General features: G+C 63.0%; 13 protein-coding genes. 4 read left to right on the top strand and 9 right to left on the bottom strand.

Features of this window, described 5'->3' with window-relative positions; all coding sequences use genetic code 11:
• Positions 1–126: 126 nt before the first annotated feature.
• The 3 genes from acnB to BLR66_RS02770 are packed head-to-tail and all read right to left on the bottom strand — an operon-like array spanning position 127 to position 3,424.
• Entirely contained in the window at positions 127–2,712 is a 2,586-nt protein-coding gene (gene acnB / locus BLR66_RS02780; protein ID WP_093280103.1) for a bifunctional aconitate hydratase 2/2-methylisocitrate dehydratase, read from the bottom strand.
• 39 nt (positions 2,713–2,751) lie between these two features.
• Positions 2,752–3,153 (bottom strand): type II toxin-antitoxin system VapC family toxin, encoded by a 402-nt coding sequence (locus BLR66_RS02775; RefSeq protein ID WP_093280102.1) that lies wholly within the window; start codon positions 3,151–3,153, stop codon positions 2,752–2,754.
• A 25-nt stretch (positions 3,154–3,178) separates the two neighbouring features.
• On the bottom strand, positions 3,179–3,424 hold the full coding sequence (locus BLR66_RS02770; RefSeq protein WP_093280101.1) for an AbrB/MazE/SpoVT family DNA-binding domain-containing protein: 246 nt from the start codon (positions 3,422–3,424) through the stop codon (positions 3,179–3,181).
• A 251-nt stretch (positions 3,425–3,675) separates the two neighbouring features.
• Between BLR66_RS02770 and acnA the strand changes: the two genes are divergently transcribed.
• Positions 3,676–6,465 (top strand): aconitate hydratase AcnA, encoded by a 2,790-nt coding sequence (acnA, locus tag BLR66_RS02765; protein WP_093280100.1) that lies wholly within the window; start codon positions 3,676–3,678, stop codon positions 6,463–6,465.
• A gap of 83 nt (positions 6,466–6,548) precedes the next feature.
• Here acnA and BLR66_RS02760 read toward each other — a convergent pair whose 3' ends face one another.
• On the bottom strand, positions 6,549–6,959 hold the full coding sequence (locus tag BLR66_RS02760; RefSeq protein ID WP_093284220.1) for a hypothetical protein: 411 nt from the start codon (positions 6,957–6,959) through the stop codon (positions 6,549–6,551).
• A 157-nt stretch (positions 6,960–7,116) separates the two neighbouring features.
• Here BLR66_RS02760 and BLR66_RS02755 point away from each other — a divergent pair, with 157 nt between their 5' ends.
• Together BLR66_RS02755 and BLR66_RS02750 are read left to right on the top strand one after the other, a co-directional pair.
• A complete protein-coding gene (locus BLR66_RS02755; protein ID WP_093280099.1) occupies positions 7,117–8,802 on the top strand; it encodes a long-chain fatty acid--CoA ligase in 1,686 nt (561 codons plus the stop codon).
• A gap of 268 nt (positions 8,803–9,070) precedes the next feature.
• On the top strand, positions 9,071–9,943 hold the full coding sequence (locus BLR66_RS02750) for a crotonase/enoyl-CoA hydratase family protein (protein WP_093280098.1): 873 nt from the start codon (positions 9,071–9,073) through the stop codon (positions 9,941–9,943).
• Between the two features lie 78 nt (positions 9,944–10,021).
• Here the strand turns inward: BLR66_RS02750 and BLR66_RS02745 are convergent, their stop codons facing one another.
• The 5 genes from BLR66_RS02745 to BLR66_RS02725 all read right to left on the bottom strand — a co-directional run bounded on the left by BLR66_RS02745 (position 10,022) and on the right by BLR66_RS02725 (position 17,377).
• A complete protein-coding gene (locus BLR66_RS02745) occupies positions 10,022–12,190 on the bottom strand; it encodes an ATP-binding protein (RefSeq protein ID WP_093280097.1) in 2,169 nt (722 codons plus the stop codon).
• Between the two features lie 3 nt (positions 12,191–12,193).
• Positions 12,194–13,333 (bottom strand): cyclic di-GMP phosphodiesterase response regulator RpfG, encoded by a 1,140-nt coding sequence (locus BLR66_RS02740; RefSeq protein WP_093280096.1) that lies wholly within the window; start codon positions 13,331–13,333, stop codon positions 12,194–12,196.
• Positions 13,334–13,624: 291 nt separating this feature from the next.
• A complete protein-coding gene (gene lysS, locus BLR66_RS02735; RefSeq protein ID WP_093280095.1) occupies positions 13,625–15,139 on the bottom strand; it encodes a lysine--tRNA ligase in 1,515 nt (504 codons plus the stop codon).
• Between the two features lie 145 nt (positions 15,140–15,284).
• Positions 15,285–16,410, bottom strand: a protein-coding gene (gene prfB / locus BLR66_RS02730; protein ID WP_143014531.1) for a peptide chain release factor 2 whose coding sequence is annotated in 2 segments (ribosomal slippage) — positions 15,285–16,334 and positions 16,336–16,410 — 1,125 coding nt in all. Because the reading frame shifts where the segments join, the coding sequence is not laid out codon by codon here.
• A 67-nt stretch (positions 16,411–16,477) separates the two neighbouring features.
• Entirely contained in the window at positions 16,478–17,377 is a 900-nt protein-coding gene (locus BLR66_RS02725) for a LytTR family DNA-binding domain-containing protein (protein WP_093280093.1), read from the bottom strand.
• 155 nt (positions 17,378–17,532) lie between these two features.
• Between BLR66_RS02725 and BLR66_RS02720 the strand changes: the two genes are divergently transcribed.
• Complete coding sequence (locus tag BLR66_RS02720) at positions 17,533–18,732, top strand: acyltransferase family protein (protein ID WP_093280092.1); 1,200 nt, start codon at positions 17,533–17,535, stop codon at positions 18,730–18,732.
• The last annotated feature ends 2 nt before the right edge of the window (positions 18,733–18,734 follow it).

Here is an 18,734-nt window from a genome sequence, read left to right as displayed (position 1 = left end):
GAGTCCGTGTAGCCATTCGTTGCATAGAACGTTTATGGGGTCGCAGCTTACGCAGCTCCTACAACTTCCCGCCAATGAAAACCCGGAACGAAGCCCGGGTTTTCATTGCGGAAGTTGCCGTCGCGATCAGGCAGTTACAGTATCCGCTACGTCCTTGTAGTCCTCGATCTGATCGAAGTTCATATAGCGGTAGATCTCGGCACCGTTGGCGCTCAATACGCCCATGTCGGCCATGTATTCGGCCTTGGTGGGAATACGCCCCAGGCGCGAGCAGATCGCGGCCAGTTCCGCCGAGCCCAGGTACACGTTCGAGTTCTTGCCCAACCGGTTGGGGAAATTGCGCGTGCTGGTGGAGAACACGGTGGCGCCTTCGCGCACCTGCGCCTGGTTGCCCATGCACAGCGAGCAACCTGGCATTTCCATGCGCGCGCCGGCGGTGCCGAAGGTGCCGTAGTGGCCTTCCTTGGTCAGTTCGGCCGCATCCATCTTGGTCGGCGGCGCGACCCACAGCTTGGTCGGGATATCGCGCTTGCCTTCCAGCAGTTTCGATGCCGCGCGGAAGTGGCCGATGTTGGTCATGCAGGAACCGATGAATACTTCCTCGATCGGCGCGCCGGCGACTTCGGACAGCGTCTTCACGTCGTCCGGATCGTTCGGGCAGGCGACGATGGGCTCGTGCACGTCGGCCAAGTCGATGTCGATGATCGCAGCGTATTCGGCATCGGCATCGCGTTCCAGCAATTGTGGATCGGCCAGCCATGCTTCCATGGCCTTGATGCGGCGGGTGATGGAACGCACGTCCTGGTAGCCCTCGGCGATCATCCACTTCAGCATCACGATATTGCTGTTGATGTACTCGATGATCGGCGCTTTGTCCAAATGCACGGTGCAGCCGGCGGCGGAGCGTTCGGCCGAGGCGTCGGACAGTTCGAACGCCTGCTCCACTTTCAGGTTCGGCAGGCCTTCGATCTCGAGGATGCGGCCGGAGAAGATGTTCTTCTTGCCCTGCTTGGCGACCGTCAGTAGACCGGATTTGATGGCGTACAGCGGAATCGCGTTGACCAGATCGCGCAAGGTCACGCCCGGCTGCAGTTCGCCCTTGAAGCGCACCAGCACTGATTCGGGCATGTCCAGCGGCATCACGCCGGTGGCCGCGGCGAAGGCAACCAGGCCGGAGCCTGCCGGAAACGAAATACCTATCGGGAAGCGCGTGTGCGAGTCGCCGCCGGTGCCGACGGTGTCGGGCAGCAGCATGCGGTTGAGCCAGCTGTGGATGATGCCGTCGCCCGGACGCAACGGAATGCCGCCGCGCGTGCTGATGAAGGCCGGCAGCTCGTGATGGGTCTTGACGTCCACCGATTTCGGATAAGCCGCCGTATGGCAGAACGACTGCATCACCAGGTCGGCTGAAAAGCCCAGGCAAGCCAGATCCTTCAATTCATCGCGCGTCATCGGGCCGGTGGTGTCCTGTGAACCCACCGAGGTCATCTTCGGCTCGCAATACGTGCCCGGACGCATGCCTTTGCCTTCCGGCAGACCGCAGGCGCGGCCGACCATCTTCTGCGCCAGGGTGAAGCCCTTGCCGGTATCGGCGGGCACCTGCGGCAGGCGGAACAAAGTGGACGGCGGCAGGCCCAGCGCTTCGCGCGCCTTGGCGGTCAGGCCGCGGCCGATGATCAGCGGGATGCGGCCGCCGGCGCGCACTTCGTCGAAGAGCACGTCCGACTTGACCTGGAATTCGGCGATCACTTCGCCGTTCTTGAGCGCCTTGCCTTCGTACGGACGCAATTCGACCACATCGCCCATGTTCATCTGGGTGACGTCGAGTTCGATCGGCAGCGCGCCGGCGTCTTCCATCGTGTTGTAGAAAATAGGCGCGATCTTGCTGCCCAGGCACACGCCGCCGAAACGCTTGTTGGGAATGAAGGGAATGTCCTCACCGGTGAACCACAGCACCGAGTTGGTCGCCGATTTGCGGCTGGAACCGGTGCCGACCACATCGCCCACGTAGGCGACCAGATGGCCCTTTTCCTTCAGCGATTCGATGAACTTCACCGGGCCGCGCTTGCCGTCTTCCTCGGGCGTGATGCCATCGCGCTTGTTCTTGAGCATGGCGAGCGCGTGCAGCGGGATATCAGGACGCGTGGTGGCGTCCGGCGCGGGCGACAGATCGTCGGTGTTGGTTTCGCCGGTCACCTTCAGCACGGTGACGGTGAGGCTTTGCGGCACTTCGGGGCGGCTGGTGAACCATTCGGCCTCGGCCCAGCTCTTGATCACGCCCTGCGCGTGGGCGTTGCCGGCATCGGCCTTGTCCTTGACGTCATGGAAGGCGTCGAACATCAGTAGCGTCTTCTTCAGCGCTTCGGCGGCGATGGCGCCCAGCTGCGCGTCGTCCAGCAGCTCCACCAACGGATGGATGTTGTAGCCGCCCAGCATGGTGCCGAGCAGCTCGGTCGCGCGTTCACGTGAAATCAGCGCGCACTTTTCGCTGCCGAACGCCACCGCCGCCAGATACGACGCCTTGACCTTGGCCGCGTCGTCCACGCCCGCCGGTACGCGATGAGTGATCAGGTCGACCAGGAAGGCTTCTTCGCCCGCAGGCGGGGTCTTCAGCAGTTCGATCACCTCGGCGGTCTGTTGCGCGGACAGCGGCAGCGGCGGAATTCCGAGCGCGGCGCGTTCGGCAACGTGTTGGCGGTAGGCTTGAAGCATGGATACGTCTCCGGGTAAATCGATTGAAGTGTGAAAGGCTCAGGCTGCAGGAACGATCAGCTTGAGGCCCTTGAAATAGTCGCGGTAGAAGCTGTCGTCGCGGGTGATCAGTCCATCGCATTGCAGCAGTGCGTGGGCGCCGATCAGGAAATCGGGAACCGCGCGGCTGCGGGCGCCGCCACGCTGGCGGTAGCGCCGCTGCATTTCGCCGGCGCGCAACGCCGATTTGGCTTCCAGGGCGTTGAAACGGATGCTCATTTCCTCCAGCACGCTCAGGGCCTCGGAGCCATCGCGCAAGGCGCTGCAGACTTCGGCCAGCGCCACGTCACAGACCACCACGGGTCCATTGCTCAGGCATTGACGCAGGCAGGCTTCGGCGGCATCGGCCTGCGGGCCGTCGGCCAGCAGGTCCACCAGCACCGAAGAATCGATGGCGATCATGACAAGGTCGTCTCAGGGGCGCGTTTCAAGGATCTAGCGGATCGCCGGGCGCGCGCCCGCGGATGGCGCGCATGGCCTCGTCGGTGGAATCGAAGCCATCCAATTTGAAGCGGCCGCGTGCGCGGGAAATCGCATCGTCCACGCTCTTGCGCAGGACGATACGGCCGTTCTCCAGCTCGACTTTCAGGATGCTGCCCTTGGTAAGGCCCAGAGCATCGCGCACTGCCTTGGGCAGGGTGATCTGGCCACGTTCGGCGACGGTCGCTTCCATCGGCATGCTCCTCAGGTATGCCGCAATAATACGTACTTTATTATCCATACTCAAGCGCGCATACTGCGTAGGTCGGGGCTACGTCCCCGACCCTGTGCATCCGGAACGTCGGGAGCGTAGCTCCGACCTACATTGGTCGTAAGGTGGATGACACCCCGATTGGGGATAATCACTGAACGGTCGATGCGGTATGACGGCCTGACCCGCAGCAAGCGCCAACCGCGCCCTCCCCCAGCTACAGGAGCCTCCCGATGAGTGATTCCTTCGCCACCCGTACCTCCCTGCAGGTCAATGGCAAGTCCTACACCTACTTCAGCCTGCCCAAACTGGGCCAGCGCTTCGACCCCGGATCGAGTCCGGGGCAGGCATTCGCCCGCCTGCCCTACTCCATGAAGATCCTGCTGGAGAACCTGCTGCGCCACGAAGACGGCGGCATGACCGTGGGCAAGGACCATATCGAAGCGGTGGCGCAGTGGGATGCGACCCGCGAGCCGGACACCGAAATCGCCTTCATGCCGGCGCGGGTGGTGCTGCAGGATTTCACCGGCGTGCCCTGCGTGGTCGATCTGGCCGCCATGCGCGATGCGGTGGGAAAATTGGGTGGCAAGGCCAGCCAGATCAACCCGCTGATTCCTTCCGAGCTGGTCATCGACCACTCGGTGCAGGTGGACGTGTTCGGCCGCGCCGATGCGCTGGACCTCAACGGCAAGATCGAATTCGAACGCAACAAGGAGCGCTACAGCTTCCTGCGCTGGGGCCAGAAATCCTTCGGTAACTTCAAGGTGGTGCCGCCCAACACCGGCATCGTCCACCAGGTGAACCTGGAGAACCTCGCCCGCGTGGTGATGGAGCGCGAGGTGGACGGCGAACTGCTGGCGTTCCCCGATACCGTGTTCGGCACCGATTCGCACACCACCATGATCAACGGCATCGGTGTGTTGGGCTGGGGCGTGGGCGGTATCGAGGCCGAGGCCGCGATGCTGGGCCAGCCTTCGTCCATGCTGATTCCGCAGGTGGTGGGCTTCAAACTGACCGGCAAGCTTCCCGAAGGCGCCACCGCCACCGATCTGGTGCTGACCGTCACCCAGATGCTGCGCAAGTTCGGCGTGGTCGGAAAGTTCGTGGAATTCTTCGGCGACGGTCTGCAGCACCTGCCACTGGCCGACCGCGCCACCATCGCCAACATGGCGCCCGAATACGGCGCCACCTGCGGCATCTTTCCCATCGATTCGGAATCGCTGACCTACCTGCGCCTTTCCGGGCGCCCGGCCGATCTGATCGCTCTGGTGGAAAGCTACGCCAAGGCCCAGGGTTTGTGGCACGAACCGGGCCAGCAGGAAGCGACCTATTCGGCGACGCTGCATCTGGACATGGCCGAAGTGCGGCCGTCGATGGCCGGTCCGAAGCGCCCGCAGGACCGGGTGCTGCTGGAAGATGTGGGCCGCAATTTCACCGAGAACCTCGGCCCGCTGACCGCAAACCGGAAGTTGAAGACCGGTTGCGCGGTGGAAGAATTCAAGGCCGAAGGCGGCGGACAGCCGCAGGCCGAGCATCTTGCCGCCAAGCCGATTTCCAAGATCTTCATCCAGGAGCAGGATGCCGAGCTCAACGACGGTTCGGTGGTCATCGCCGCGATCACTTCCTGCACCAACACCTCGAACCCGGCGGTAATGCTGGGCGCCGGCCTGCTGGCGCGCAACGCGGTGGCCAAGGGCCTGAAGTCCGCGCCCTGGGTGAAAACCTCGCTTGGGCCGGGTTCGCTGGTAGTCACCGACTATCTGAAGAAAGCCGGGGTTCTTTCGGAACTGGAAAAGCTCGGCTTCTTCGTCGTCGGCTACGGCTGCACGACCTGCATCGGCAATTCTGGGCCGTTGCCGGATGCCGTATCCAAAGGCATCGCCGAGAACGAACTGGTGGTGGCTTCGGTGCTGTCGGGCAACCGCAATTTCGAAGGCCGCGTGCACCCGGAAGTGAAAGCCAACTATCTGGCCTCGCCACCGCTGGTGGTGGCCTATGCCATCGCCGGCACGGTCAACATCGATCTGACCACGCAGCCGCTGGGCAAAGGAACGGACGGCCAGGACGTCTACCTGCGCGATATCTGGCCCAGCAACAAGGAAATCGGCGACGCCATTGCGGCCACGGTCGGACCGGAACTGTTCGCGCAGAACTACGCGGACGTGTTCAAGGGCGACTCGCGCTGGGCCTTGATCGAATCGCCAGATGGCGAGTCCTACGCGTGGGATGCGGCCTCCACCTACATCAAGAACCCGCCCTACTTCGACGGCATGACCATGCAGGTGGGCACGATCGACGATGTGCACGGCGCGCGCGTGCTCGGCCTGTTCGGCGACTCCATCACCACCGACCACATTTCGCCGGCCGGCAACATCAAGAAGGACTCGCCCGCCGGCCGCTTCCTGCAGGAACGCGGCGTGCAGCCGATCGACTTCAACAGCTACGGTTCGCGCCGCGGCAATGACGATGTGATGGTGCGCGGCACCTTCGCCAATATCCGCATCAAGAACCTGATGTTCGGCGGCGAGGAAGGCGGAAATACCCTTTATTTCAGCGGTAAAAACGCAACCGGAGAAAAAATGGCCATCTACGATGCGGCCATGAAATACAAGGCCGACGGCGTGCCGTTGGTGGTGTTTGCGGGCAAGGAGTACGGTACCGGATCGTCGCGCGACTGGGCAGCAAAAGGCACCAACTTGCTGGGAGTCAAAGCGGTGGTCGCCGAAAGTTTCGAGCGCATCCACCGTTCCAACCTGGTCGGCATGGGCGTGCTGCCCCTGCAGTTCAAGGAGGGCGAGAACGCGCAGACGCTGGGGCTGGACGGTTCGGAAACCTTCGACATCTCCGGCTTGGAGGACGGCGCCGGCAAGCAGGCCACACTCACCGCAACCCGCGCGGACGGTAGCACGCTGAAGTTCGACGCCAAGGTGCTGTTGCTCACGCCCAAGGAAGTGGAGTACTTCCGCAACGGCGGTCTGCTGCACTACGTGCTGCGTCAATTGGCGGCCAGAAAGGCGGCGTAGGTCGGGGCTACGTCCCCGACGCATGAGATATCGATTGCCGCACGTCGGGGACGTAGCCCCGACCTACGGTGACGGATTCCCAGTTACGGGTTTGGTTTCCATTGCGCGTAATAAACGCGCCATTCGCCGTCTTCCAGGCGCCAGCCGGTGATGATGGAATACGTCTGCGCGCTATCGGGAATGAAGCGACCCTGGCTTCCGGTCAGCAGCGCCGTGAAGCGCAAAGTCGCCTGGCCCGATTTCTCTTCGAATTCGACCGGTCCGATGGTTACGCCTATCGTCGAATTGCTCAATACCTGTGCCCGCATTAGATTGTGCAATGCAGCACGATCCATTCCATCGTTTCCGATGAAATCGGCAGACACGCCTTCCATGAAATCCCCTGCTCTGCGTTCGGTCGCCGCGGCCTGCATGCGCTGCAGTTGCGCGCGCAGCGCCGTTTCCGGCGTATCGCGCGCGCAAGCGGCCAGTGCCGCCAGAGCCAGCAGCAGCAAGCCGGTTCGGACCAGCCGCCGAAAGGTCCGCAGTCTCGATTCCAATGTCTTCGCCTTTTCCATCCGGGGCGGTATGCTCGTATCGTGGAACCCCACAAACGGACACTTGCTCTTCGCATGTGCCGGACCAAACAAGGCCCTGGGGAGGGAGTGAAAGATGAGTCAGGATCGTCCGTGGTTCAAGAATTATCCGCAAGGCGTGCCGCATGAAATCGATCTGGACGAATACCGCTCGATCGTTTCGGTATTCGAAACAGCAGTCAAGAATTTCAATGGCCGCCCGGCATTCTCCAACTTCGGCAAGACCCTGACCTATAACGAAATAGAGGTGCTCAGCCGCCATTTCGCGGCCTACCTGCTGGGCGAGTTGAAGCTCAAGAAAGGCGACCGCGTCGCCATCATGGCGCCCAACTGCCTGCAATACCCGATCGCCATCTTCGGCATCCTGCGCGCCGGGCTGACCGTGGTGAACGTCAACCCGATGTACACCGCGCGCGAACTCAAGCACCAGCTGATCGACTCGGGCGCCAGCGCACTGGTGGTGGTGGACAATTTCGGCCACACCGTGCAGGAAGTGGTGGCCGATACGCCGCTCAAACAGGTCATCACCACCGGGCTGGGCGACCTGGTCGGCTTCCCCAAGGGGACCATCGTCAACTTCGTGCTGAAGTACGTGAAGAAGATGATCCCGGACTACGACATCGCCGGTGCGGTCCGCTTCAAGGATGCATTGACCCTGGGCCGGATGCATCAGCTGCCCGAAATAGATATCGATGGCGAAGACATCGCCTTCCTGCAGTACACCGGCGGCACCACCGGCGTGGCCAAGGGCGCGATGCTGACCCATCGCAATCTGGTGGCCAACATGCAGCAGGCCTCGGTGTGGATAGGCGGCAGCGCCGTGGCCGGGCAAGAGGTCATCGTCACCGCCCTGCCGCTGTACCACATCTTCGCCTTGACGGCCAATTGCCTGGTCTTCATGAAGTTCGGCGCGGAGAACTACCTCATCACCAATCCGCGCGACATGCCGGGTTTCGTGAAGGAACTGAGCAAGACGCCCTTCACCGCGATCACCGGCGTCAACACGCTGTTCAATGGCTTGTTGAACACCCCTGGTTTCGACCAGGTCGACTTCAGCAAACTGAAGATGACGCTGGGCGGCGGCATGGCGGTCCAGCGCGCGGTGGCGGAGAAGTGGAAGAAAGTGACTGGCGTGACTCTGGTGGAAGCCTATGGTCTTACCGAAACCTCTCCGGCCGCCTGCATCAACCCGCCCGACCTGAAGGACTACAACGGCGCCATCGGATTGCCCATTCCTTCGACCGATGTGTGCCTGAAGGACGACGACGGCAATATCGTGAGCGGGCTGGAGGTGGTCGGCGAGCTTTGCGTGAAAGGCCCGCAGGTAATGAAGGGGTACTGGCAGCGCCCTGAGGAGACGGCCAATTCCATCGATTCCGATGGCTGGCTGCACACCGGCGACATGGCGAAAATGGACGCGGAAGGCTTCTTCTATATCGTCGATCGCAAGAAGGACATGATCCTGGTGTCGGGATTCAATGTGTATCCGAACGAGGTGGAGGACGTCATCGCCGGCATGGAAGGCGTGCTGGAGGTGGCGGCGATAGGCGTGCCGGACGAGAAGTCGGGCGAGGCCGTGAAAGTGTTCATCGTCAAGAAAGACCCCTCGCTCACGGCCGAGCAAGTGAAGGCCTATTGCCGCGAGAACATGACCGGCTACAAGCAGCCCAGGACCGTCGAGTTCCGCACCGAGCTGCCCAAGACCAATGTGGGCAAGATCCTGCGCAAGGAGCTGCGCGACCCCGTCCCCCGGCCCTCATGAGGACATCGATAACAAAGCCGGCTTACGCCGGCTTTTTTTTGGCCTGACGGTCACGAATGGCTGGAGCGCCATGCAGAATTTCTTGACGAACGTCACAATTCTTAAAGTGGTGCTACCAATCACACCTGTACAAAGGCCCTTCACGCCGCCGCAAGGGGTTTTTAACGGAGTGTTCAGGTGTAGGATCGGGCCCGCCACTCACCCAGATCGCAACACCGCCCTAACCCCATAGCTTCCCTTACAAAGCATTCAAGCCGAGGACCCGAAAATGAGCAACGTCGAAAAACTGCTGCGCAGCCGTGATTACTCCACCATCCGCGCCGAATCTTCTCCCAGCGGCGACAACCACTGGCTGTACATGCACGACAACATCGGCAGCGGAATGCGTCCCTGTTTCCGCAACGATCTGTTGGACGACATGTGGAGCTTCACCTCCTCCATCATCAAGCGCGACAGCGAGCGCCGGCCCGGACAGCTGCGCCATTTCGTGCTCGCTTCCGCGGCTTCGGCCTTCAACCTGGGCGGCGACCTGGAACTGTTCTCGCAATTGATCCGCGCCAACGACCGCGAACACCTGCTTGCCTATGCGCGCCGCTGCGTGGACGGCGTCTATGGTTTGCACACCGGATTGGGCGGCGACGTCCGTACCATCGCACTGGTCCAGGGCGACGCGCTGGGCGGCGGATTGGAAATGGCCCTGGCCTGCCACACCATCGTCGCCGAGGAAGGCGTCGGCATGGGTCTGCCGGAAGTACTGTTCGGCCTGTTCCCAGGCATGGGCGCCTATTCGTTCCTGTGCAAGCGCGTTACCCCGCAACTTGCAGAAAAAATCATCCTGGACGGCAACATCTACACCAGCGACGAGATGTACAAGATGGGCGTGGTGGACGTACTGGTTCCCAAGGGTCAAGGCGAAATCGCCGTGCAGGAACTGATCCGCCAGCAGCAGCGCGCGCCGCAAGCCCATCTGGCCATGAACAGCGTGCGCAACATCGCCCAGCGCGTGGGTTACGACGAGCTGATGGGCATCACCGAAGTATGGGTGGACACGGCATTGGCCCTGGGCGACAAGTCGCTGCGCATGATGGAGCGCATTGTCCGGGCGCAGGAAAGGCGTCTGGGCGCATCCAACGCCGCATAAGCGGCACGATTGCAGAGCGGAGATTCAGATTTAACGAAGTGGCGAACCCTTGAAGAACCAAGGGTTCGCTTGGACCAGTCAGTTGCGCTCGCCTTTGTCGAGCGCATCATGGCGGCTGCGCGCTCGTGCTTCCAGCGCGGTACGTCCCTGGCTGAGGTAGGTATTGAGCATGGCCAGGCGCTGGCGCCATTCCTTGGCCATTTCCGAGTCGGCCAGCCTCATCATCTCGCCGCTGGCGCCGGCCAGCTTGACCAGACCCAGATTGCTCGCGACGCCTTTGAGCGCATGCGCATGCTCGCGCATGTGCGCGCCATCGCCCTGCTCCATCGCATGGGCCATCGCGCCCAGGCAGCCTTCGGCGTCGTTGAGGCATTGGGTGATGAATTCGCGTTCGAAGGCATCGCCCATGCCCAATGCGCTGAGCTCGTTGAGCACGCCGGGGTTCAGCACGTCGTCCGACACCGGCTGATCCTGCCTGCCGACCTGGACCGGCGTGGCGACGCGGCCGTTGTTCGCGATTTCGGCCAGCACATCCAGCAAGCGGGTGGCCACGATCGGCTTGGCGAGGAATGCGCGCGCACCGGCCTGTTCGCAACGCGAGATCGCATCGGGAGTAACGTCGGCGCTGAGCACCAAAACCGGAGTGCGCGGGCCGCCGCCGGCTTCCATGATGCGCAACTGCTTCAGCAGATCCAGGCCGCTGATCCCGGGCATATGCAGGTCGACGATGACGGTGTCGTAATCGGCGATCTCCAGCGCATCCAGCACTTCTTCGCCACCGTTCACGCAGACCACCCGGTGGCCCGCTTTCTGCAACAGGCGCTGGACGACCATGCGGTTGGCCTCGTGATCGTCGGCGACCAGGATCTGCAGGCTGCGCACGCGAGCGCGGTGGCGTAGGAACGGATCGGAGAACGCGATGATGTTTTCCGCGCCGTGCGGCGCATGGTCCTCGATCCATGCGGGTACGACGGGGGCTTGAGCGGCATCGACGGTTTCGAAGGGAACTTCCACCCAGAAACTGCTGCCCTGCTTCTCCACGCTTTCGAAACCGATGCGTCCGCCCATCGACTCGGCCAGGCCCTTGGCGATGGTGGTGCCCAGGCCGGTGCCGCCATAACGGCGCGACAGGCTGACGTCGGCTTGTTCGAAGGCCTCGAAAAGCTTCGCCTGCGTGCTCGCCGGAATACCGATACCCGTATCGGTGATGGTGAAACGCAACTTGGTCTTGTCGCCGGCGTCGGTCAGGTTCTTGACCTCCAGGCGCACGGTTCCGACGTCGGTGAACTTGACCGCGTTGCCGGCCAGATTCAGCAGGACCTGACGCAGGTGGCGGACATCGCCGCGCAGTTTGTTCGGCACGTCGGCGGCAATCTGGACGCTGTAATCCAGTTTCTTGGCCCGTGCCTGCGGCAGCAGGATCATGCCTATGTTGTCGACCAGCTCGCGCGGCGAGAACTCGACGATATCCAGTTTCAGTTTGCCCGCTTCGATCGCGGAAATGTCCAGCACGTCCTCGACCAGCGCCAGCATGCTGCGCGTGGAAGCCTGGATGGTGGAAAGGCATTCGCGCTGCTCGCTGTCGAGCTGGGTGGTTGCCAGCAACTCGGACATGCCGGACAGGCCGTTGAGCGGCGTGCGGAATTCATGGCTCATGTTGGCCAGGAAGCGGCTCTTGGCTTCGTTGGCGCGGCGAGCCTCTTCGGTGGCGCGGGTCAACTGGCGCAGCAGATTGGACAGGTACATGGGCACCGCGACCAGGCCCACCAAAAGACCGACGCCCAGGCTGACGTTTTCGCCCCAGTATTCGTTGGTCAGCAGCACTCCGGCGAAACCGAACACCGCTATGCTGACCGCGCCGCCCAGGTAACGGTTGCCGTAGCGCAGGCCGTTGCCGACCGTCACCCACATCATGATCACGTACAGCCAAGCCAGCGGCTCGCCCATCAGCGCCATCGCGATCGACATCAGGCCGTAGTCGGTCACCATGCCGATGATGCGGCGCAGGTTGGATTTGCCCGGCGACCACAGGATCCAGCAGTACAGCCCCAGGCCCACGGTAACGCCGACCGAGCTCATCGCCAGCGCCCTGTTGGAAACAGCCTGGTCCAGACCGCCCAAAGCCGCGCCCAGCAGCATGTACACCATCACGCCGCTGAAAATGATCAGGCGGATCAGTGCCTGCCCGTGTTCGCTGTCGGGGCGGTTGGCAAGGCGCGAGTGCAGCCAGGAAGTGAGCTCTTTCATGGCTTACTGCATGCCAGGGCGGACGTGCACGGTGGAGAACTGGTCGCAGATATCGTCCAGCCTGGCGCGGCCGCGGCCCAGCGCATCCACGCAGGCCGGGTCGAACAGGCGGCCGCGTTGCGCGTAGAGATACGCCAGCGCCGCGTCCCGGTCCCAGGCTTTCTTGTACGGACGCGGCGAGATCAGCGCGTCGAACACGTCGGCGACCGCCACGATCCTGGCTTCCAGCGGAATGGCATCGCCCTTCAGGCCATCGGGATAGCCGCTACCGTCGTAACGTTCGTGGTGGCGCAGCGCGATGATGGCGCCGGCCTGGATGAAACGGTTGTGGCTGCCGCTGAGCAGTTCGTGGCCGATGCGCGGATGCCGGCGCATGACCTCGGTTTCTTCTTCGGTCAACGGGCCGGGCTTCATCAGCACCGAATCGGGGATGGCGATCTTGCCCATGTCGTGCAGTGGCGCGGCCATCTCGATGGCGCGCACTTCGTCTTCGGGCAGACCCAGTTGTTCGGCGATCAGGCCAGCGATATGGGCCATGCGTTCCAGGTAGGCGCTGGTGCCGCTGTCGCGGTACTCGATGGCCCGGGCCAGCCGCGAAAGCGTCTCGCGTTCGCGCTCTTCCACTTCGTGCATGCTGGAAAGCAGCCGCTGTTCCAGCGACATGGCGCGCTGTTTGATGTTCTCGCTCTGCTGGCGAAGCTGCAGCAGGTTGCGGCAGCGGGCGCGCAGCTCGCGCGGACGCACGGGCTTGACCAGGAAGTCGATGACGCCGGCTTCCAGCGCGGCCTGGCGGATCGGCTCGTCGCCGACCACGGTGATCAGGATGATCGGGATATCGCGGTGCATCGGCAGGCGGCGGAACCGGCGCGCGAATTCCAGTCCGTCCATACCGGGCATACGGTAGTCCAGCAGCAACAGGTCGGTGCGATTGGCTTCGCACCAGGCCAGCGCGACGGCGGGATCGCCGAAGTCGTGCACGGACAATTCCGAGGCGATGTCCTCGATGACATGGCGCAGCATGGTGCGCGCAGAAGTTTGATCGTCGACGATGACGATATCCAAGCCGTTTCCAACCCCATGAGGCCACGTGACATGGCTGTCTGGAGAGGATACTCCGGTGTAGACCCTGCTGGCATCTAGCATAGCTTCAACCCCTCCCGGCCAACTCGTCTTTGCGACGAACAAACCGGCGCTTCGGAACTGGGAGACTCCTCACCCGCATGTTAGGGGGAACGAGAGAAAAGTCCTGTCTTTAGCGGGAATAACGCAGAAACCGTGCCACTTCTGGTATCTGAACGCGTCAACGAATAAATGTGACACACATCACATTATTGACCATGGACGGGTTCAGGGACCTGCCGGGCTGGAATGCAGGGCAACGGAGAGAGCTGGCGTGCGGGCAAAAGCTGCCCAATGGCGTCACTTTGAGCGCCTTCAGCCTGCGGTTTCGGGGCGCATATAGGGGAACAGCAGCACGTCGCGGATCGAGTCCGACCCGGTCAGCATCATCACCAGGCGGTCGATGCCGATCCCCAGCCCTCCGGTGGGGGCCAGGCCGACTTCCAGGGCCCGGATGTAGTCGGCGTCGAAGTGCATGGCCTCGTCGTCGCCGCCCTCTTTCGCCTCGACCTGTGCCAGGAAGCGAGCCGCCTGGTCCTCGGGATCGTTGAGCTCGGAGAAGCCGTTGGCCAGCTCCTTGCCGTTGACGAACAGCTCGAAACGATCGGTGTAGCCGGGCTGGTCGTCGTTGGCGCGGGCCAGCGGCGAAACCTCGACGGGGTGATCGGTGATAAAGGTCGGCTGGACCAGATGGTGCTCGACCGTCTTTTCGAAGATTTCCAGCAACAGCCTGCCCCAGCCGTAACCGGGCTTGACGTGGATCTTCAGGCGTTCGCAGTGGCGGGCCAGGGCCTCGCGGTCGGTGCAGTCGGCCAGGCTGATTTCCGGGTTGTGGTGGCGTACGGCTTCGTCCATGCGCCAGCGGCGGAAAGCAGGATCCAGGTCGATGGTTTCGCCGTCCCAGGTCACCTGCCCGGTCGCCAGGACCTCGTGGGCCACGTCGCGGATCACGCCCTCGGTCAGGTCCATGATCTCGTTGTAGGTGGCGTAGGCCTCGTACAACTCCAGCATGGTGAATTCGGGGTTGTGGCGGGTGCTGACGCCCTCGTTGCGGAAGTTGCGGTTGATCTCGTATACCCGCTCCATGCCGCCCACGACCAGGCGCTTGAGATACAACTCCGGCGCCACCCGCAGATACAGATCCAGACCCAGCGCATTGTGGTGGGTGGTGAACGGCTTGGCCGCGGCGCCGCCGGGAATGTAATGCATCATCGGCGTCTCCACTTCCAGGAAGCGGCGCGCGTCCAGCCACTCGCGGATGGCGCGGATGATCTTGGAACGCTTGATGAAGACTTCGCGCGCTTCCGGCGTCACGATCAGATCGACGTAGCGCTGGCGGTAGCGCTGTTCCACGTCCGACAGGCCGTGCCACTTGTCCGGCAACGGACGCAGCGACTTGGTCAACAGGCGCAGCGCAGAGACCTTGATCGACAGTTCGCCGGTGCGGGTGCGGGTCAGGCCGCCTTCCACGCCGACGATATCGCCAACGTCCCAGCCCTTGAAGGCGTCGTAGACCTCGCCCAGCGTGTTGGACTGCAGGAACAGCTGCACGCGCCCCGATTCGTCCTGGATCTGGGCGAAGCTGGCCTTGCCCATGACACGCTTGGCCATCAGCCGGCCGGCGACTTTCACTTCGCGGTTGGCCGCTTCCAGCGCTTCGGACGTCCACTTCTCGGCGTCGGCGTATTGCGTCTGCAAATCGCCGGCGTAATCGAGGCGGCGGAAGTCGTTGGGGAAGGCGATGCCCTGTCCGCGCAGGGCCGTGAGTTTCGCGCGGCGCTCGGCGATGAGGCTGTTTTCGTCGACGGGAGGCGTGGTGGTGTCTGTCATGAGAGTCGGCCGTGGTTGCGCGCTGTTCTGTTTTCGATCGTCATTCCCGCGAAAGCGGGAACCCAGTGTCTTTGATTTTTCTTGGCGAAGCGAAAGTCGCTGGATCCCCGCCTTCGCGGGGATGACGGCTTCTTTCGGTTGCTTCTTATGCGTCGCTGCGTTTGGAACCGGCTTCCAGGCCGGATTTGAGGCTGGCCTCGACGAATTCGTCCAGATCGCCGTCCAGCACCTTCTGCGTGTCGGTGCGCTCCACGCCGGTACGCAGATCCTTGATGCGGCTCTGGTCCAGCACGTAGTTGCGGATCTGGCTGCCCCAGCCGATGTCGGACTTGGTCGCTTCCAGCGCATCGCGCTCGGTATTGCGCTTCTGGATCTCCAGCTCGTACAGCTTGGCCTTCAGCATCTTCATCGCGGTGTCGCGGTTGGCGTGCTGGCTGCGGCCGGTCTGGCAGGCAACCACGGTGTTGGTCGGGATGTGGGTAATACGCACCGCCGACTCGGTCTTGTTGACGTGCTGTCCGCCGGCGCCGGAGGAGCGGTAGACGTCGGTACGCAGGTCGGCCGGATTGATGTCGATCTCGATGTTGTCATCGACTTCTGGCGATACGAACACCGAAGTAAACGAAGTGTGCCGGCGATTGTCCGAATCGAACGGCGATTTGCGCACCAGCCGGTGCACGCCGATTTCGGTCTTGAGCCAGCCGTAGGCGTAGTCGCCTTCCACACGGAAGGTAGCCGATTTCACTCCGGCCACTTCGCCGGCGCTGACTTCCATCAGCTCGGTCTTCCAGCCACGCGATTCGCACCAGCGCAGGTACATGCGCAGCATCATCTCGGCCCAGTCCTGGGCTTCGGTGCCGCCGGCGCCGGCCTGGATGTCGACGAAGCAGTTGGCCGGGTCCAGTTCGCCGGAGAACATGCGCTGGAACTCCAGCTTCTCCACGTGCGTATTGAAGCGGTCCACGTCGCTCACCACGGCCAGCGCGGTTTCCTCGTCGTTCTCGCTTTCGGCCAGATCCAGCAGTTCGCTGGCTTCGCCCAGGCCTTCTTCCAGGCTGGCGATGCCGTTGACGTTCTTTTCCAGGCTGGAACGTTCGCGGCCCAGGGTCTGGGCGTACTCGGCGTTGTTCCAGATGTCCGGGCTTTCCAGCTCGCGGTTTACTTCTTCCAGGCGCTCGCGCTTGGCGTCGTAGTCAAAGATACCCCCGAAGCGAATGCAGCCGTTCCTGCAGATCGGCGATGCGCTGGCGGATGGGGTTGAGTTCGATCATGGGTATGGGCAACAAAAGGCTGAAACAGCCGCCGATTCTAGCAGGCCGGCTCAGCAGACCGGCATGTTCAGGCGCTGGAATCCACAGCGCTGGCGCCTACCCGCCCACGCAGGCCGGCGCGGTAGCGGCGGCTGCACGGCAGTGTGGTCCCGTCCTTCAGGTGCAGGCGCGCATCGCCGGTGTCCAGGGGTTCGATGGAAGCCACCTGGTCAAGGTTCACCAGGTAGCTGCGATGGACGCGGGCGAAGCGGCGCGGATCCAGCTTGGTCTCGATGCCGGCGATGGTGCTGCGCAACGGGTAGTCGTGCTGGCGGACGCGCAGGTTGACGTAGTTGCCCGAGGCCTGGATCCATTCGATGTCGTTGGCCGCGACCAGGAACTCCCGGCCCAGCTTGCGCACCAGGAAGCGCTCCGGCAGCTCGACGGGTTCCACTGGCGGTCCTTCGTCGGGCGCGTCCAGCAGGCTGGCCTCGCCTTGCCAGCGCCGCAGCACGAAGCGGTAGCCCTCCATCATCACCACGATGGAGGCGAAGCTGCGGATGTCTTTCAGGTATTCGTAGAGGAATTCCCTGCCCCATGGGCCGAAATCGTATTGCATGCCCTGCCAGCGGTAGACCAGCATGCGCAGCGCCACCATCCCCGCCACGTGCAGCAGCGAAACCGCCACGCTGGCCAGCAGGTACCACGGCATGCGCTGTCGCCAGTTGTCCCAGTGCAGCGGGAAGCGGCGGGTGAACCAGGCGATGGCGGGCAGCAGGGCCAGCAACCAGACCAGGCCGCTGCTCGCTTCCCACACCATCGGTTCCCAGCTGAGGGTGTCCGAGGGGTGTCGCCTGATCTCCATCAGGGTGGTGAGGCTGTTGCCGATGAAGTTGCTGCCGAGCAGCAATACCCAGAAGCCGACCTCGACGGTACGCTGCCAGGGCAGGAAACGGCGATAGGCGGCGTCGGAATCGGACAAGGGCATCGGCGCATTCTAGGCGAGCGGGCTATTCGATCGCCGGCATCCATCCCCGGGAAGCAGCGATTGGTCCCTTGCTGCCCGCAACTAATCCCTTCGCCCTGGCGCCATGGCAGCCGCGGACAGCCAATGGCGGCCTGTCCCAACAAAAAAGGTTAGCCATGGAACGTCGCCACGATCTCGACTGGGTGCGCGTCTGCGCCTTCGGCTTATTGGTGCTGTACCACGTGGGCATGTACTACGTGAGTTGGGATTGGCACGTCAAAAGTCCGCACGCTGGCGAAACCCTGGAACCATTCATGCTGCTGTCCGGCCCCTGGCGGCTGTCGCTGCTGTTCCTGGTGTCCGGCGCGGCCAGCGCCTTCCTGTTGGCGAAGATGCCGAAAGGCTTCCTGGGTTCGCGTTCCTGGCGCCTGCTGCTGCCCCTGATCTTCGGCATGCTGGTCATCGTGCCCCCGCAGTCCTACTACGAGATTCTGGATTCGGGTTATCCGGGCGGTTACCACGATGGCTACCTGGCCTTCTGGGGGCGCTACCTGGCCGGCGACGGCTCGTTCTGCGACCAGGACGGCTGCCTGGACCTGCCGACCTGGAACCACCTGTGGTTCGTCGTCTATCTGTGGGTCTATACGGTGGCGGTCTGGCTGATCAACTGCATTGCGCCCAGCGCCCTGCCCCGTGCCAGCCAGTGGCTTGGCCACAGGCTGTCGGGTCCGGGCATTTTGCTGTGGCCTGTACTGTTGCTGGCGGTCGTCCGGATCGCCCTGGTCGAGCGCTTCGAATCCACCCATGCGCTGGTCGACGACTGGTACAACCACGGGCAGTACTTCAGCGTATTCCTGCTGGGCTTCCTGATGGCCCGCACGACGGGCTTCTGGGAATCGCTGCAGCGACTGCGCTGGGTTTCGCTGCCGCTGGCGGCGGCCAGCTACGGTTTCCTCATCTGGTACTTCTATGCCAGCGGCTACGGCGACGCCAATCCGCCGCCGGACGCCCTGCGCAACTTCCAGCGCGCGGTCTGGGCGACCAACCAGTGGGCCAGCATCGCCGCCATCTTCGGTTTCGCCTATCGGTTGCGGCATTCCGACAGCCCGGCGCTGCGCTACCTGACCCCGGCGGTGTTCCCGGTCTACATCCTGCATCAGACCGTCATCGTGGTGGCTGCGTACAACCTGAAAGCGCTAGGCATCCCGCCTTTGCCGGAAGGGCTGTTGCTGGTCGCACTGACGTTCGCCGTATGCTTCGGAGGCTACGAGATCATCAAGCGCATCCGCTGGTTGCGGCCCTTGTTCGGCCTGAAGATAGAGAACAGGTCGCGCGCACGAAAGCTGGACGCTGCCGACACACCTGCATCGCTTTAACG

It is taken from the genome of Pseudoxanthomonas sp. CF125 (assembly GCF_900104085.1).
Lineage (GTDB): Bacteria > Pseudomonadota > Gammaproteobacteria > Xanthomonadales > Xanthomonadaceae > Pseudoxanthomonas_A.
This window is presented reverse-complemented; position numbering and strand designations above follow the sequence as displayed.

Excerpts from the sequence above, each read along its gene's own strand:
- acnB (WP_093280103.1), bottom strand. The coding sequence starts at position 2,712 with ATGCTTCAAGCCTACCGCCAACACGTTGCCGAACGCGCCGCGCTCGGA.
- BLR66_RS02775 (WP_093280102.1), bottom strand. The coding sequence starts at position 3,153 with ATGATCGCCATCGATTCTTCGGTGCTGGTGGACCTGCTGGCCGACGGC.
- BLR66_RS02770 (WP_093280101.1), bottom strand. The coding sequence starts at position 3,424 with ATGGAAGCGACCGTCGCCGAACGTGGCCAGATCACCCTGCCCAAGGCA.
- acnA (WP_093280100.1), top strand. The coding sequence starts at position 3,676 with ATGAGTGATTCCTTCGCCACCCGTACCTCCCTGCAGGTCAATGGCAAG.
- BLR66_RS02755 (WP_093280099.1), top strand. The coding sequence starts at position 7,117 with ATGAGTCAGGATCGTCCGTGGTTCAAGAATTATCCGCAAGGCGTGCCG.
- BLR66_RS02750 (WP_093280098.1), top strand. The coding sequence starts at position 9,071 with ATGAGCAACGTCGAAAAACTGCTGCGCAGCCGTGATTACTCCACCATC.
- BLR66_RS02745 (WP_093280097.1), bottom strand. The coding sequence starts at position 12,190 with ATGAAAGAGCTCACTTCCTGGCTGCACTCGCGCCTTGCCAACCGCCCC.
- BLR66_RS02740 (WP_093280096.1), bottom strand. The coding sequence starts at position 13,333 with ATGCTAGATGCCAGCAGGGTCTACACCGGAGTATCCTCTCCAGACAGC.
- lysS (WP_093280095.1), bottom strand. The coding sequence starts at position 15,139 with ATGACAGACACCACCACGCCTCCCGTCGACGAAAACAGCCTCATCGCC.
- BLR66_RS02725 (WP_093280093.1), bottom strand. The coding sequence starts at position 17,377 with ATGCCCTTGTCCGATTCCGACGCCGCCTATCGCCGTTTCCTGCCCTGG.
- BLR66_RS02720 (WP_093280092.1), top strand. The coding sequence starts at position 17,533 with ATGGAACGTCGCCACGATCTCGACTGGGTGCGCGTCTGCGCCTTCGGC.